General features: G+C 54.8%; 14 protein-coding genes and 1 tRNA gene. 2 read left to right on the forward strand and 13 right to left on the reverse strand.

The genetic code is table 11. The annotated features are described in order from the left end of the window. The first annotated feature begins 66 nt into the window (after window positions 1-66). A tRNA-Arg gene (locus ACOY6C_RS13675) sits at window positions 67-143 on the forward strand. Between the two features lie 209 nt (window positions 144-352). After that, window positions 353-2,314, forward strand: coding sequence for an asparagine synthase (glutamine-hydrolyzing) (asnB, locus tag ACOY6C_RS13680; protein WP_420906025.1), 1,962 nt, complete (start codon window positions 353-355; stop codon window positions 2,312-2,314). A 32-nt stretch (window positions 2,315-2,346) separates the two neighbouring features. On the opposite strand, the gene ACOY6C_RS13685 is transcribed toward asnB, so the two are convergent. The 13 genes from ACOY6C_RS13685 to ACOY6C_RS13745 all read right to left on the reverse strand — a co-directional run bounded on the left by ACOY6C_RS13685 (window position 2,347) and on the right by ACOY6C_RS13745 (window position 15,222). Beyond that, a complete protein-coding gene (locus ACOY6C_RS13685; RefSeq protein ID WP_420906026.1) occupies window positions 2,347-3,489 on the reverse strand; it encodes a polysaccharide pyruvyl transferase family protein in 1,143 nt (380 codons plus the stop codon). A 306-nt stretch (window positions 3,490-3,795) separates the two neighbouring features. Further along, the gene (locus ACOY6C_RS13690) at window positions 3,796-4,665 is read right to left on the reverse strand and encodes an aldo/keto reductase (RefSeq protein WP_420906027.1); all 870 of its coding nucleotides are present in this window, start codon (window positions 4,663-4,665) and stop codon (window positions 3,796-3,798) included. Further along, entirely contained in the window at window positions 4,662-5,825 is a 1,164-nt protein-coding gene (pseC, locus tag ACOY6C_RS13695; RefSeq protein WP_420906028.1) for a UDP-4-amino-4,6-dideoxy-N-acetyl-beta-L-altrosamine transaminase, read from the reverse strand. Before pseC ends, ACOY6C_RS13690 begins: the two co-directional genes overlap by 4 nt. Beyond that, a complete protein-coding gene (gene pseB, locus ACOY6C_RS13700) occupies window positions 5,825-6,859 on the reverse strand; it encodes a UDP-N-acetylglucosamine 4,6-dehydratase (inverting) (RefSeq protein ID WP_420906029.1) in 1,035 nt (344 codons plus the stop codon). The genes pseC and pseB overlap by 1 nt, the downstream gene beginning before the upstream one ends. 112 nt (window positions 6,860-6,971) lie before the next feature. Then, the gene (locus tag ACOY6C_RS13705; RefSeq protein WP_420906030.1) at window positions 6,972-7,130 is read right to left on the reverse strand and encodes a hypothetical protein; all 159 of its coding nucleotides are present in this window, start codon (window positions 7,128-7,130) and stop codon (window positions 6,972-6,974) included. Between the two features lie 29 nt (window positions 7,131-7,159). Next, the gene (locus tag ACOY6C_RS13710; protein ID WP_420906031.1) at window positions 7,160-7,867 is read right to left on the reverse strand and encodes an acylneuraminate cytidylyltransferase family protein; all 708 of its coding nucleotides are present in this window, start codon (window positions 7,865-7,867) and stop codon (window positions 7,160-7,162) included. Beyond that, window positions 7,860-8,561 (reverse strand): WbqC family protein, encoded by a 702-nt coding sequence (locus tag ACOY6C_RS13715; RefSeq protein WP_420906032.1) that lies wholly within the window; start codon window positions 8,559-8,561, stop codon window positions 7,860-7,862. The genes ACOY6C_RS13710 and ACOY6C_RS13715 overlap by 8 nt, the downstream gene beginning before the upstream one ends. After that, window positions 8,558-9,466, reverse strand: a complete 909-nt coding sequence (locus tag ACOY6C_RS13720; RefSeq protein WP_420906033.1) for a glycoside hydrolase family protein — start codon at window positions 9,464-9,466, stop codon at window positions 8,558-8,560. The genes ACOY6C_RS13715 and ACOY6C_RS13720 overlap by 4 nt, the downstream gene beginning before the upstream one ends. A 295-nt stretch (window positions 9,467-9,761) precedes the next feature. Then, on the reverse strand, window positions 9,762-10,469 hold the full coding sequence (locus ACOY6C_RS13725; RefSeq protein ID WP_420906034.1) for an acetyltransferase: 708 nt from the start codon (window positions 10,467-10,469) through the stop codon (window positions 9,762-9,764). A gap of 167 nt (window positions 10,470-10,636) precedes the next feature. After that, window positions 10,637-11,650, reverse strand: a complete 1,014-nt coding sequence (locus ACOY6C_RS13730) for an N-acetylneuraminate synthase family protein (RefSeq protein WP_420906035.1) — start codon at window positions 11,648-11,650, stop codon at window positions 10,637-10,639. A gap of 362 nt (window positions 11,651-12,012) precedes the next feature. Further along, entirely contained in the window at window positions 12,013-13,788 is a 1,776-nt protein-coding gene (locus tag ACOY6C_RS13735; RefSeq protein ID WP_420906036.1) for a PilZ domain-containing protein, read from the reverse strand. 28 nt (window positions 13,789-13,816) lie between these two features. Continuing rightward, the gene (locus ACOY6C_RS13740) at window positions 13,817-14,419 is read right to left on the reverse strand and encodes a PilZ domain-containing protein (protein ID WP_420906037.1); all 603 of its coding nucleotides are present in this window, start codon (window positions 14,417-14,419) and stop codon (window positions 13,817-13,819) included. Between the two features lie 20 nt (window positions 14,420-14,439). Next, window positions 14,440-15,222, reverse strand: coding sequence for a hypothetical protein (locus tag ACOY6C_RS13745; protein WP_420906038.1), 783 nt, complete (start codon window positions 15,220-15,222; stop codon window positions 14,440-14,442). Window positions 15,223-15,270: the final 48 nt, after the last annotated feature.

Consider the following 15,270-nt stretch of genomic DNA (forward strand, 5'->3'; position numbering starts at 1 on the left):
CACCTCTACCGGCCAGTTTGCATGATTGCCCTTCCATCTGGTCCGAGACTCTTTTGATGTCTGAACGTCCCCGTAGCTCAGTCGGATAGAGCAACGGATTCCTAATCCGTAGGCCGTGCGTTCAAATCGCGCCGGGGACACCAATAAAATCAAATGGTTAATAAGACAGTTTCTGCATTTTTCTGAAAAAATGGTGCCATAGTGGTGCAATTGGTTTCAGCACTGCATCACCATCCCGACACGGCGATGGACAGCCATAACTTGGCATGATGGCCCCCCTCACCCCCCGACCGTGGACCGCCCTGGCGGGAGTTTCACCGCAACCATCCAATGCCCAGGAGCATCGCACCCGATGTGTGGACTGGCCGGAGCCCTTTCCTCAACGCCGCACAGCACGCCCTCCTTCGTGATCGGGCAACGAATGGCGCAAGCCTTGACGCATCGCGGACCCGACGATGAAGGCATCTGGCATGATGATCCACAGGGCATCCTTCTCTGTCACCGCCGCTTGTCCATTTTGGATCCATCGCCGGCAGGACATCAGCCGATGCACTCCCAAAGTGGCCGCTACATTATGACCTACAATGGAGAAATCTATAACCACACCGATCTGCGCGACAAACTCTCCAGTCGAACCGCAATCACCTGGCGAGGTCATTCCGACACCGAAACCTTGCTGATGGGGTTCGAGCAATGGGGCATCCTGGAAACGATCAAAAAAACAATCGGCATGTTCGCGGCTGCCGTATGGGACCGACAAGATCACACCCTGACCCTGTTCCGTGATCGTCTGGGGGAAAAACCCCTCTATTACGGCTGGCAAGGCAACGCATTCCTGTTTGCCTCGGAACTCAAGGCCATACGCACCCATCCGGCATTTGCAAACAAGATCGAAAGGAGAGCCGTAGAACTGTTCTTGAAATATCAGTGCATTCCAACTCCCTGGTCAATCTACCAAGGAATTTTCAAGCTGCGACCGGGAACGTTGCTGACCGTTTCCGCAGATCTCCAGGAGCCTCGAATCCTCCCTTACTGGCACCCCCTGGACATCATGCGCACGGGTCAACGCGATCCCTTTCCTGGTCACGACATCCAGGCGATTGACGCCCTGGAAACGTTGCTCAAAGATGCGGTCCATCGTCAAATGCTCTCTGATGTTCCACTGGGGGCCTTTTTGTCTGGCGGAATCGACTCCTCAACCGTTGTCGCTCTGATGCAATGTCAATCGGTTCGTCCGGTCAAAACATTCACGATCAGCTTTGCGGAGCAGCAATTTGACGAGGCGTATCATGCACGACAGGTGGCATCGCACCTGGGAACCGAACATACCGAATTATTGGTCACACCCGAACATGCGCTGGCGGTCATTCCCGAACTTGGGAATCACTATGATGAACCCTTTGCAGACTCCTCACAAATCCCCACTCTGCTGCTCTCGAAACTGACCCGATCCCACGTAACCGTAGCCCTGTCGGGTGATGCGGGAGATGAGTTGTTTGGTGGATATACACGCTATGCACAGGCTCACACCTGGTGGAATCGCATCAAACACCTCCCATTGCCACTGCGGCGCGGTCTGTCGCAATCCATACAAAGCATCTCCCCCGCAACGTGGGACAAGGCAACCCACCCAATTTTCCACCTTCTTCCCACCCGCTGGCACCTCCAGAATGCAGGCGACAAATTCCATAAAGGAGCCGTTCTTCTGGAATGTCGCAACCATCATGAACTCTATCACGCCTTGATTTCACAATGGCACCATTCGCGACACCTGCTCAAGGAAGTGCTGGAACCGGAATTGCGCGCTGAGCTTCCAGCGCCTCTACAAGAGCTGGATGCCTGGCATCACATGATGGCCATGGATATGCTGCACTATCTGCCTGACGATATTCTGGTCAAAGTGGACCGTGCAGCCATGGGCGTCTCCTTGGAAACGCGCGTGCCATTTCTGGACCATCGGGTCGTGGAGTTCGCTTGGCGATTACCGCTTGCCCTGAAGTGGCGCCATGGCCAGGGGAAATGGATTCTGCGCAAGGTTCTGGAACGTCATCTGCCCGTTTCCTTGATCGATCGCCCGAAGATGGGGTTTGGCATCCCCTTGCAACTCTGGTTGCAAGGTCCGTTGCGGGACTGGGCCGAAGGATTGCTCAACGAAAGAGAGCTGGACCTGGAAGGCTACTTCGATGCAAAGGCCATTCGACAAAAATGGAACGAGCATTGTCATGGAGATCGCAATTGGTCCTATTCGTTGTGGAGCATCCTGATGTTTCAATCCTGGCTCAAAAACAGTCGCTCCGTCATGGATCAAACGTAATTTGCATGACGGGGGCCCGAGTCGTCACCAACTCACAAGGATTCACACCCCATGACGTTTGCCAGTTGTGAAAAATTATCCCAGGCAGCCTGTCTGAGCCCCTGAACGCGCATCGGATCCGGGGCGCGCTCGACCGTTCGACTCACGGCCATAAGCAGTTCAGATGCGCCAAAGCCCTGTAACGGCAGTACAGGCATGGACAATGAATCACAAAGATTGGCCACTTTATGATCGTTCCCCAATCCAACAAACGGTATGCCCAAAAGAGTGGCAATCACCAGACTGTGATAGCGCATGCCAACGATACAATCAAACCCGGCAAATTGTTTTTCAAGAACCGTCAAATCCGAAGAGACTCGCAGACTCTCGATACCTTCCTGCTCTCCAAACACCTGATGAAAGGAATCTCTGTCGGACAGTGTGACGGATTCGGCATGAAGATCCTGAAAAACCAAAAAAGTCACCGACCATCCCTGCCCGCGCCAATGATTCAGGGCAGCGCGGAACCCCTCAACAAATGGAGAATGGTTTGCAGAATCGGCATTGACCCCAGTCAGCCCCAAGGTGATACCCAAATGGACACCTTGGTCACGTTTCACCGTGGAAGAAGGGTGGACAGGCAGCGTAAAAACCAGGTCAGCCGTTCTTGTGACGCTTCCGAAATACAGAGATCGATGGCAATGATCCAGCGAAGTGACATCACGCACCAGAAAAAGCTCAGAAAAGCGAACGATGCCAGAAAACAACACCCTTGAAAGGCGTGTGGACAATTTCCCCACGCCCACACCAACGGCATGTACCTTGGAACCGCGCAGACGGCCAATCAGGACAATCAGGACAATCAACATCAGATTCGTTGAATTGCCGTTTTGCGCATGAAAGAGCGTTCCACCGCCGAATATGATATGATCACAACACTTCATGGCGTCCCATTGCAAACGAAGATAACGCCTTAATCTCTCGAACTTGGAACAGTTCGCATAAAGAGTGGCCTCACCGCATTGATAGGTCAATTTCCCATACTTTCGAGCAACGGATGCCGGTGCCAACGAGCGGACAATCAATTCCGTATCCGGAAAGCGGCTGTCAAGAAAGTTCAACATGGATTTCAGAAGAAGATCGTCCCCGACATTCCCGAATCCATAATAACCATACAAATAAATTCGTTTCATCATCTTCGCCGCATCCGCATACTTTTATCCTCAACCAGCAGAATGGTGAAGCGCGTGATTGCACGCAACATCGAGGCGCCTCTTCATATGCCATGGGAACAACAAACGACCCTCTGGTATCACCCAACACCTGGATATTGCGCTCCGGAAACGATTCGCAATGGCAAACAATGCGCGCAAAGCCCCTTGTTCATGGATCCTCGCATCATTGGGCGCAGGCACGCGAGGAATGCGCGCGCCTAACGTGCATGATGGTCGGAGATCCCCTCACCCCCCGCACCATGGACCTTCCCTTCGGGAGTTCCATGGTTAAAGCAGAGTCCACCTTGCGGGATTGATCAACGCCTCGTCATCACAGGAAAGATCTGGCCAGGTGACCGCATCGAGGGCGCCATACGTGATCAGATGGTGCCGCCATTGCTCCGCGCCATCCACACCGATCACGATGCGAGAGATTTCCGCACAGGCGTGAGCAAATCCCAGGCAGACTTGCGCGGCACTCTGATCGGGATGATCTTGCAACCAATCATGCCACGCATCCCAAAGGGGGTTCCAACGGGCGAAGCGTTCGGGAATGGCTCTCCTGGACATCAACAACAGCCCCTGCAGAAAAACCGATCGAACGTGGATTTCGACGCCCGCGGCGTGAAGTCGTTGCAACCACCCCGTGGTGAGCAAACGTCGATCCAGCAGGTTGAAAGGAGCCTGAATCAAATCAACGACTCCGGTCTCGAGAACTGCGGCGATCTCGTCTGGCGCGTAGATGGAAACTCCGAATTTTTCAACCAGTCCCGCCTGCTTGAGCCGCTGAAATGCGCGAACAATCGCCGCTTGATGCGGTCCATTGAGCTGCTCGGCGCGGTGCAACAGCACGCCATACAATTTCTGGCGGTTTAAACGCATCAAGGAGTCGCGAATCTGTGCTTCAATCCACTGCTCTGGGGCCTCGTGCATCGGATGCGGCAAGACCAGTTTGGTCACGATGTCGAATCCCTCTGTTCCGATTCTCCCCAGGCATGTTTCGCTTTCGCCGTAACCAACCGCCGTATCAAGGAGTTTTACGCCATGCTGCCGGGCCATCTGGAGAATGGTGGCGGCTTCTTCATGGGGAACCTGACCGCCACGATTGGCAATGCCGTAGGGCATGCCGAATTGGACCGTTCCAAGAGCCAGCTTCATGTAAACAGCCTGCGCAATGCGTGGATGACAAGATCCTGCTCTGCTTCCGTGAGGGTGGGATGGATCGGCAGGGTCACGGTTTCCTGAAAATAGCGTTCGGCCTCCGGACAGTATCCAACAGGAAACCCCTGCTGTTCATAATAGGGCTGTCGGTAAACCGGAATGTAATGCACATTGACCCCCACCCCACCCTGTTTCAGAGACTCATAGACCTGTCGTTGGGTTTTCCCACATCGTTCACGAGAGACACGAATCGGATAGAGATGCAGGCTGGAGCGGATGTCATGCTGTCGATACGGCAGTGTAATCGGCAGGTCACGAAGCTGAACATCGTAACGATGCGCGATTTCGGTCCGCCGCTGAATAAAATGGTCCAGTTGACTCAACTGACTCAAACCCAGGGCAGCCTGAATATCCGTCATACGGTAGTTGTAACCCAACTCCAACTGCTGATAATTCCAGATCTCATGCTCTGGGCGTGACAGCATTTCAGCGGGCTGATGCGACACCCCATGGCTGCGCAATCGACGCATGCGATTGGCCAGAATCGGATCATTCGTCAACGCCATGCCGCCTTCACCGGTGGTGATGATCTTGACCGGGTGAAAGCTGAAAACAGCGATGTCACCATACCGGCAGTTCCCAACCGGATTGTTCTTGTACGACCCGCCGATCGCATGGGAGGCATCCTCGATGATGCGAAACCCATAACGTTGACGCAAAGCATCCACGGCCTCCATATCGCAGGACTGCCCGCACAGATGTACAGGAATCAGGATCTTTGGCAGCTTTCCTGTCTGCTCGGCATCGATCAACTTTTTCTCGAGAGCCGGAATGCTCATGTTGTAGGTGACCGGATCGATATCAACGAAGTCAACCCGCGCACCACAATAACGGGCACAGTTCGCGCTGGCCACAAACGTCATGGGTGAGGTCCACACCCAATCTTCCGGCCCCAGGCCCAGAGAGAGGCAAGCGATATGCAATCCACTTGTCGCGCTGTTGACGGCAACGGCCCATGCGGCCTGGCAGTGATCCGCCACCGCCTGTTCAAACCGAGGAACCATGGGGCCTTGCGTCAGCCAATCAGAACGCAACACCTCCACAACCGCGTCGATATCGGCTTGCGTGACGTGTTGTCGGCCATACGGGATCGTCATCAGAACAATCCAATCTGATCTCGATGGGTCTCGATCCACACTCTCAAGGATTCAACACTCATCCATTCACTGTTGCCATCTGATGTATAACTGAACTCAGGATCCACCAGAACGCCCTTTTCACATCGCTCCTGCTCCCGGCTCCACAAACGGATGGCGGGCAGGATTCTATAATGATCCGCATACTCATAGGTAAATGGGGCATCCTCGGTGCTGATCATCTGCTCATGCAGTTTTTCTCCTGGACGAATACCAATGATCTCATGCAGAGCCTCCGGTGCGATGGCACGAGCGATGTCCAACACCCTCATGGAAGGAATCTTCTTGACATAGATTTCTCCACCCAGCATATCGTCAAAGGCATGCCAAACCAGATCGACGCCTTGTTCGAGGGTGATCATGAAACGGGTCATTCTTGGATCGGTAATCGGAAGCGAGCCACGCTCCTTGAGACTGTAAAAAAAGGGAATCACCGAACCTCGAGAGCCCATCACGTTGCCATAACGCACCACGGAGAAACGGGTTTTCTTCTTTCCCGAGTAGGAATTGCCTGCAATGAACAATTTATCCGACGCCAGCTTGGTTGCGCCATACAGGTTGATCGGGCTGCTTGCCTTGTCCGTGGAAAGCGCCACCACACGCTTGACCCCCTGATCGATGCATGCATCAATCAGGTTCATGGCACCCAGAATATTGGTCTTGACGCATTCAAAAGGGTTGTATTCCGCAGTCGGGACAATCTTGATGGCTGCCGCGTGGACCACATAATCGATGTCGTGGAGCGCCCGATAGAGCCGTTCCTTGTCTCGCACATCGCCGATAAAGAATCGAACGTTGTCGTAGTCACGGAACTTCTTGGCCATTTCCCACTGTTTCATTTCATCGCGGGAGTAAATGACCAGGCGACGCGGTTTGAAACGTGCCAGGGTCAAGGGTACGAACGTATGACCAAAGGATCCAGTGCCGCCTGTAATGAGAATGGAAGAATCGGTTAACGGGGATGGTTTGCAAGGATGGGGAGTCAACTCAACCATATCTTCTCATACTCCAAAACGGACACGCAGCGATCATTTCCAATCAGGACCATGATGCTGAACACCCTGTTTCAGCAAAGTTGGTTTCATCTCTTGTTGCTGTATCAGTCCTTCACGACAAGCAACCATTCAGGCCCCCTGCATTTGCCATGGTCCAGGGGAAGAGGCCCTGGTGGAATCCAAGGGCAAAGCTGGGGACTGTTTCGTGAATCTTTTCGCGCGCTTTCACGATAAGCGATTTTTCGCGTTCTTTGCGAAAAATCGCTTCCATTTTGCACCTTCCACGATCCGGCCATGGATTCAACGCCCAGTCCGCGCCAGATAGAGCCTTTCGGTGAACTCCCAATCTTCGATTGTATCGATATCAACGGCTCTGTCTCGAGATAACGGATATCCAACAAATCCAACATCCGTACCATCTTGATGGTCCGTGATAAATGAACTGGAAAAAATGGCAAATGTCCCCGCATCATAATAAGCTGTTTGCAGGTCCTGGGAACGCATGGCAAAGGCGCCCGGCGTTCGCGGCACCAACATCCCATTGGTCTGCCGATCAAAGGCCCACTCTACAGGCGCCGGATAGGGCGCGACAGCAAGCACGGGGTGACGTCCCGCAAGGCTCTCGAAAAGACGTGAACCGCCCACGAGATCGCCCGGTTCAATCAAGGGAGCACAGGCCAGCAATGAGAAAATCTGTGTGAACATCTCCCCTTGTTTCCGAAATGTCTCCACAACATGGTTCAGTACCGGCATGGTCCCGATAAAGTCATCCGCCAGGTGTGCCGGTCTCATGAAGCGCACAGGATATCCCAATTGAAGCACGATATCGGCAATTTCTTGATCCTCGGTAGAGACATGAATGACGTCGAAAAGACCGGAAGCCTGCGCCGTATCCAAAATATGCGCAATCATGGGCCGCCCACAAAATGGTCTGATATTCTTGCGGGGAATACGTTTACTACCCCCGCGGGCTGGAATGATTGCCAAACGACGCACCGGATCATTCATCGCACACACCTTCACGTAGAACAGTCAGACTGTCTGGCCCACAATTGAACAGCAAATCAACGATTGACAAGTATGGCACAAACGAACCAAACTTCTGGGTATACTGCGGATGATGATATTGATGATAGACTACCTTAATATTTTCTTGCATGAATGCGTCTGAATCTTCAAGATATTGGCGTGATCCAGGGGGAGAAACATAAACAGTCGCATCCAACTGCTTGCAAAGATTGACCAATAAATCCGCCTTTTTCCCAACATTCACCAGATTGGTTGAGCGTATTGTCTGCACGGATATTTCCAAAGATTTTTGAAAAAACAGAATCAATTCGATTGTGAGATCGGACAAAAGTGTATGACTTTTTGTTATGATCGCACAGATCTCCGGCATGTATTTTGAAAAATACGGGGTCTTGGAGTAATTCAACTCAAGAGCCCGAACATGATCGGATGGAAAACCACGATTGAGATCAATCTCAACTTGACAAATCGTCTGATCTCGCAACCCTTTATTATGAACCGGCACTGTCAGCCATATGGCACCCTGGGGTGTTTTGATTCGATTTCTCTGTTGCCAGGATCGCCGCTCGAATTGCACCGTATCCAGGAAAACAAAACCATCCACCCGATCCATCAGTGCAAAATAACCGATCCACGGCAGATAGGTTGGTTGCATAATGGCGATCTTTTTCATGCTTCAACTGCCAAACAGATGCCATCTTTGCCGTAATCGTTTCCATTGTAGTACATGATACGCTGTCCATGATGATTGATGACTGCCGCGTACTCAATCATTTCCGAATCACAGGCCACGCCCGACGAAACGGTAATCCCGACTCTTTCGTCCATGCGCTCCCACAAACATCCATCTTGTGATTCAGCATACCCGAGTCTATAGGCCTCGCCTTTGTGCGCAAACCACATTTTCCAGATGCCCTCTTCAAGAACAACATAGGGTCTGGCAAGTGCATTTTCGTGCTCTCCCGCGAAATCAATGCAAACATGACCATCACGTTGCCAATGCAGGCCATCCTTGGACCTGGCCATGCGAATGTGATACCGGGGAAGATCTTGATGACGCCAACCTGTGCCGCAAACATAGTAAAGTCGCCACTCTTCACCACTCCAGACAGCCCATGGCGCGGTATTCAGATAGGGATCCGTTGGGCATCTCTCCAGAATTGGCGCCTGAGACCAACGTTGAAATGTGTTGCCACCATCCTTGCTAACAGCCAAACCACCAAACAGATGCATTCTCACAGTCACACCCGGATTCCATCCAATATAATACAATCGGATTTCATCCCCAACCCTCACGGCGCAGGAAGGGGTGACGCCGTTATCATCAAAGCATCCCAAAGCACCCAAACCAAGAACCGGCTCGGAACTATACTCAAGAACCACCGCAGGATCATGCATATCGATCACAACATAACCGATATGCGATCGATTGTATCGATCCCTCCCGGAAAAATATATTCTATACACGCTCCCTGCAATGTGCAGTGGCGTAGGAACCATTGCATGTGTACATGACCACCAGAACTTCTGATCAGGCTTGATGACCAGACCTCGTTTTTCCCAGCCATGGATTCTCATTGACCTGTATTCATCCCGTGTAGCTTGGTAATGGGGGATCCCTCCTCACTCCCCGTACCATGGGACCTCCCTGGTGGGAGTTCCACGGTAACGGCCCCCTGCATTTGGCGGGGTCCAGGGGCCATCGGCCTCTGGTGGGATCCAAGGGCAAAGCCCTTGGGACTTTTCCGTTCATCTTTTCGCGCGCTTTAGAAAAAGTCAAAAACCAAACCTCGGAAACTCCGTCTCCGCACTTAAGCCGGAAACCTCCGGTCCGCCGTCCCCTGCAAGAGTGGGATCCTGAATGGTGGTGACCTCAAACCTGACCAAAAAATCGCTTGACCAACGCCCTGCCGCGTCGGTCATCCGGCTTCAAGATCTCTGCACCGTGCCCAATGGCCACGGATTCCGGGGGCAGATTGGCTGTAACCGAGGCATCCATGGAAATGAAACAATCGTCACCAATACTGCAAAAATCGCGTATTGTGGAATTGACACCAAAAAAGCATCTTTTTCCAATATTGCAATGCCCGCAGATCACGACATGAGATGCAATGTAGGTGTGATCTCCAATGATACTTCCGTGTCCAATATGGTTTCCAGACCAGATAACGACATTGTTGCCAATATGAACCGTTGGCTGGATGGTCTGATTCTCGAGAATGAAGCAGTTATCCCCGACATCCAGATCAGGCCAGAGGGCTGATTTGGTGCAGATGTACGAGGCCAGTCGATAACCGACCTCTTTTGCCTGGTAATATTTCTCGCTGCGCAAACGGTTGAAGCCGCGATAGGAAATGGCCACATGCATCTCATATTCCTGCGGAGGAAACCGCTCCAGCGCCTGACTGAACCCCAGAAGCGGCAAGCCATCCAGGGAATCCGCATCAACGTATGCATCATCGACGACAAAGGCTGAAACTCTATAACTACTATCATTTTCGAAATAAAATCGAGCCAGTCGCGCAATCTCCGCGGAACCAAACACAATCAGTTGATTCTTTTTTCGTGTGCCTGTTTCCATCTCTTCCCCTAAACAATCACCGGATTGTATGCATGATCATTCGGAACCCCCAGGACAAGCGCGCCCATCATTCGGTATTCACCCAGAGACGGTTTGGTGATTCCATGCAAGGAATCACCAAACATGCACGGTTCGACACGTTTTCGAACCGTGCATGGTGAGATGCTTCAAGAAAAGCCGATCAACTGCCATGTCAGTGGTTCACCGGGTTGTATCTCTCGCAGACTGCGGGCGCCCAAAACAACAGGCTTGTGGCGGGAGCGTATTCCCAAGGCCGGGCGACGCACCTCTATATCCCCTTCCGACAGGATGCTGCCCGCGGAAATGGTCCGTGCGGCATACAAACCTTCCCGGCGTCCGACAGCGCGCTCTTGAGGGAGCATTTCCTTTTCGCGGCTTCCCATTGCCTGATAGGCTTCGCGTATTTCAGATACCAATGCACGAAGCTGATGAGGTTCCGCAGCATAGGCATGATCTGGACCTTCCGCAGTTTTGTCAAGTGTAAAGTGCTTCTCAATCAAGGCAGCTCCAAGACCAACACTGGCCAAGGCAACATGGTTGCTCAAGGTGTGATCCGAGAAACCAACCGGGCAACCAAACCGTTTTACAAACGTCTGCATCACGCGCAAGTTGACCTGTTCCGGCGACAAGGGATAAACAGCGCCACATTGCAGTAACGCAATACGATTATTGCCCGCGGCTTGACAAACAGCGACCGCTTCTTCGACATCCACCATGTCGCACATGGCGGTTGAGATGATCATCGGCTTTCCGAACGAAGCCATGAGATACAACAATTGCAAGTTGGTTGCCTCGGAGGAGGCGACTTTAAAGGCTGCAACATCTACCTGCCGCAACGTCTTGACGGACTCCACATCAAAAGCGGATGCCAGAAATTCGATACCTTGCTGACGCGCATGATCCTGCAAGGCTGGAACCCACCCTGCGTTCAGCTCAATGGATTTGAATATCTCATACATCTCCCCGCCTGCCGGATACAGAACATCCGCGCGGAACAATTGGAATTTCACGGCATCCGCACCCGACTCGGCGGCGACATCGATCAACCGCCGCGCAAGATCCATGGATTGATTGAAATTCGATCCCGCCTCGGCAATGATGTAAGGTTGCAGGCCGTTACCAATGACGCGCCCATTCATATCAAATTCTGCATGCAGCATAACATGGAACTCCCAGCACTTTTGTTATCATGGTTCAGAGGCTGTTTGGCACTTGCCAAACAGCCGACACGGGCCATGAATGGCCCGCCAAATGGCGCAACCATTTGTTCACGCACGGTTCGAAGCATTCGAATCGTGCGTGTCTGGTGATTCCATGGATGGAATCACCAAACAGCCTCTCAAGGTGTGCTTGATTGCCGGATGTTGCAATCAATGCTGATTTGTTCAGACACGATTGGAATGACAGACCGTTGAACAGTCCGCACCCATCCAATCTGCTGACCTTCGAGGCACGCATGTCTGCTGACCTTCGAGGCACGCATGTTCGGGATCACGGGGAGTCCCGAACCGTTGCACCCGGTTCACGTCCCTCCTGACCGACGCCCCAGATCCTCGCGCTGACGGCGGACGATGTGGGCCTGCAACCGTTCCCGATGCAACGGCGACATGTGCTCAAAGGAACAGGCCACCCGCCGTCGCCCGAATTCATCCGGATCCTGCACCACCACGATGCGACCATACGACCAAAGGGTCTCGAATCCTTGCCCCTCGGGATCCACCGCCAGACGAATCTCGACCAGATCCCCCTTGTAGACCCGCGTTCGCAACGTGCGCCAGCCCACTCCCGTGGCACTCAGGTTGACACCAAAGATCGCATCCCCGTCCGGGGTCACCTGCTTGGGGATATCCAACGTGGACAGATCGATCCCGGCCAGGGTGGCACGAATCCCCACCAGAGGTTCAACCAGCGACGGATCGGTGACGCGCAACCCCTCGACCCGCTTGTCGATCTGCCGCGCCACCTCGGTCAAGTCGCGCTCGGTGTTCAACAACGCCAACTTCTGCGCCACCGGATCCAACTGTGTCCTCAGAATGCGCAGATCCAGCTCTTCCTTGAAAAAGGCCATCACTTGCGCCACATCCGCGGTGCCAGGTGGACGTTTGATCAACTCCTTGAGAAGGGTCGTGAACTGTCCCAAACAGAGTTGGAATCGGTTCTCCTCCTCTTCAGTGATCGCCTGACGAAAACGGTGATCCAGATACTCCCGAACCCACAAGGCAGGTCGCCGGGCACGGCCATTCTGCTGGCGCATGGCCTTGAGCAGGGTATCGGCCTCGAACAACATCCGTTTCTGGACCATCACCGCATCGCGCAACAAAAAGAGCTGACGTTCCTGAAAACAGGCCACCGCCTGGTCAAAACTCTTCAGACTCATGATCTTCCAGGCCAACGGCAACTGGTCGTTGAGCCGGTAATCCTGACGTTTGGGCACCAGACCCGCGCGGTTGGCGGGATGATCGCTCAGATAAGCCGAGGCGCGATGGGGCTCGGCCTCGACAATCTCCTTGCCTTCGGCCAGCTTGCGCGCCATCCGGGCGTGACGATCCTCTTCGGAATGGGCGGGTGGATGGGCCGGTTTGGCGGGGGTCGGGGCGTGCGGAAGGATCTCGCGGGGCAAGGCACCCTGCACCTGGGGCGTGATGTAATAGGCGGCGGTCTCGGAACGGGCCGGCATCACGAACTCCGGTTTCTCCGCCACCGGTCCGCGCACCGACACGGAAGAGGCCGGCTCGGCAGATGCCGGGGAGACTTTCGGCGTGGTCGGGAGGGGGTTCTGGAACGATGCGATGGTTTCGAAACGGCACTCGACGCGGATGGCGGAACCGTTCCAGTCGCGACGCAGCCGATGCACCCGACAATAGGTGTGCATCGGCATCGGTTGTTCGGCAAACAGAGAGAAGCGCATCTCGACCCGATCGCCAACCGTCAGATCAGCCTCCTGGGTCCAGAAGGTCACGCCGTCGCCGGAATCGTGCCATTGCAACGGATGGGGCACGTAGCGATCATCGCCAGGCTGGGCCTGTTCCACGACCCGGTTGAGCTTGGCGTTCAGAACTTCCAGGGCCAACAGCCGCGGCAGCCGCGCCACGGACTCGATCCCGCCCGCGTCCACGATCTCCCGCTCACGCTCCAGCAGCGCCCGGGTCTCCTCCCCGAAACCAGGATGCAGGGCCACCGGCACCGTCCGCGACCGACGCGCACGGGTGACCGCATCCAGCTCCACGGGCTGGATCTTGCGCCACCACAGCGGCACCTCGATCACATTGGATCCCACTCCAGGCGGTTTCCCGGCCATGCGCTGTCCCTCATTGCCCACGAAAGGGTCAATAGCCGCTCTTGGCGCGCAACAGTTCGGACTGCCGCAAGAAAATGTGCTGAATCAACCGTTCGCGATCCGGGTCGAGGATCGGCTCGAAACGACAGGCGATCCGGGTCATCCCCCCATCGCCGAGATCAAAGATCTTCATCACCCGCGCGAAACATTCGATGATGGTCAGGGTATCGACCGAAAGGGACAAACGCAGCTCCACCACATCGCCCACCACCAGACCGGTCTCCTTGTCCTCGAAGGAGATGCCGCCACCGCTCAGGTTGACCGGGGTCAGGGTCATGGGTCGCTCCCCCTCGCTCGGATGAAAGAGACGGAGCAGCAGGTTGAGCTTCTGATCCAGACGGATCAGGACACGCGCCAGCAGAGGTTCGCTCTGCTCGAGTTTTTTGAGAGCCTCGGTGATGTCGAGCGCCGCGATGGCCTGATGGATGTCGTCGCTCTTGTGCGGAAAGGTGCGATGTTGCTCGAAATAGGCCATCACCGCCCTGAAGCGCTCTTCATCGATCTTGCGCCACGCCAGGGGAAGGTGATCGTCCACCCGGACAAACTCCCGCTGTTGTTTCTGTTGGGCGGGTTGATTGGTCTGCTGCGCCATGCTGGCTCCTGAACACCGCTCTAATGGGAACCGCCGGAAGGGGGTGTCTCGGGTTTCGGAGCCTGAACCGCGACGGACGGCTCCGTCTTTTCCGCCACGGGACGAATCTCGCGGGTCAAAAGGATCTCGATGCCCGCCGTCTTGCCCCGCTCGGTGGGCGAGGTTCCCAACACCTCGCCGGGCCGATGCCCGGACACCGCCAGACGGGTCGGATCCATGCCACCCGCCACGAAAAACTCACCCAGGGCCGCGGCCTCGGCGGCGGTCAAGGCCCAGACACTCCCCAACGCACCACCCGACCCGCTCTTTTCGCCGAAACTGTCGATACGCACCACATTGGGCATACGGGAGAACTGCGCCGCCAACTGCGTGAGAACCGGTCGCACCTCGTCACGCAGGGTCACCGTCCCCTCGGCGAACAGGGTGGATCGACCCATGCGGATCAGAAAACCCTCCTCGATGGGTCTGGCCTCCAGGGATTTGGCGTCCGCCAGACGACCCCGCATCGCCTCGAGCCGCTCCTTGATGCGCACCAACTCCACGGCCTGGGTGAATTCGATCGCCTCGATCAGGGTACGGGAGTCCCCCCCCTGTCCCCCCTCGAAGGAGAACTCCATGGCATCCAACCCCAGGGAGACGCGCACCGACGACAGGGCGGCGGCCATCCGTGCCGGATCCGGTCGGGACATGGCGAGCAGCATGATGCACACCCCCAGCAGCACGGCCAGCGTGCTCGCCAGCGGCATCATCCACCCCGGCCCCCGGGGCGTCACCGTGGAACCCATCTCATCCGTGTCCGTCATGACACCTTCCTGAAAACGCAACCATTCAGGACCCCTGCATTGGGCGGG

It is taken from the genome of Candidatus Magnetaquiglobus chichijimensis, assembly GCF_045865675.1.
GTDB lineage: Bacteria > Pseudomonadota > Magnetococcia > Magnetococcales > Magnetaquicoccaceae > Magnetaquiglobus > Magnetaquiglobus chichijimensis.

Coding starts and splice junctions, on each gene's coding strand:
- asnB (WP_420906025.1), top strand. CDS start 353: ATGTGTGGACTGGCCGGAGCCCTTTCCTCAACGCCGCACAGCACGCCC.
- ACOY6C_RS13685 (WP_420906026.1), bottom strand. CDS start 3,489: ATGATGAAACGAATTTATTTGTATGGTTATTATGGATTCGGGAATGTC.
- ACOY6C_RS13690 (WP_420906027.1), bottom strand. CDS start 4,665: ATGAAGCTGGCTCTTGGAACGGTCCAATTCGGCATGCCCTACGGCATT.
- pseC (WP_420906028.1), bottom strand. CDS start 5,825: ATGACGATCCCGTATGGCCGACAACACGTCACGCAAGCCGATATCGAC.
- pseB (WP_420906029.1), bottom strand. CDS start 6,859: ATGGTTGAGTTGACTCCCCATCCTTGCAAACCATCCCCGTTAACCGAT.
- ACOY6C_RS13705 (WP_420906030.1), bottom strand. CDS start 7,130: ATGGAAGCGATTTTTCGCAAAGAACGCGAAAAATCGCTTATCGTGAAA.
- ACOY6C_RS13710 (WP_420906031.1), bottom strand. CDS start 7,867: ATGAATGATCCGGTGCGTCGTTTGGCAATCATTCCAGCCCGCGGGGGT.
- ACOY6C_RS13715 (WP_420906032.1), bottom strand. CDS start 8,561: ATGAAAAAGATCGCCATTATGCAACCAACCTATCTGCCGTGGATCGGT.
- ACOY6C_RS13720 (WP_420906033.1), bottom strand. CDS start 9,466: ATGAGAATCCATGGCTGGGAAAAACGAGGTCTGGTCATCAAGCCTGAT.
- ACOY6C_RS13725 (WP_420906034.1), bottom strand. CDS start 10,469: ATGGAAACAGGCACACGAAAAAAGAATCAACTGATTGTGTTTGGTTCC.
- ACOY6C_RS13730 (WP_420906035.1), bottom strand. CDS start 11,650: ATGCTGCATGCAGAATTTGATATGAATGGGCGCGTCATTGGTAACGGC.
- ACOY6C_RS13735 (WP_420906036.1), bottom strand. CDS start 13,788: ATGGCCGGGAAACCGCCTGGAGTGGGATCCAATGTGATCGAGGTGCCG.
- ACOY6C_RS13740 (WP_420906037.1), bottom strand. CDS start 14,419: ATGGCGCAGCAGACCAATCAACCCGCCCAACAGAAACAACAGCGGGAG.
- ACOY6C_RS13745 (WP_420906038.1), bottom strand. CDS start 15,222: ATGACGGACACGGATGAGATGGGTTCCACGGTGACGCCCCGGGGGCCG.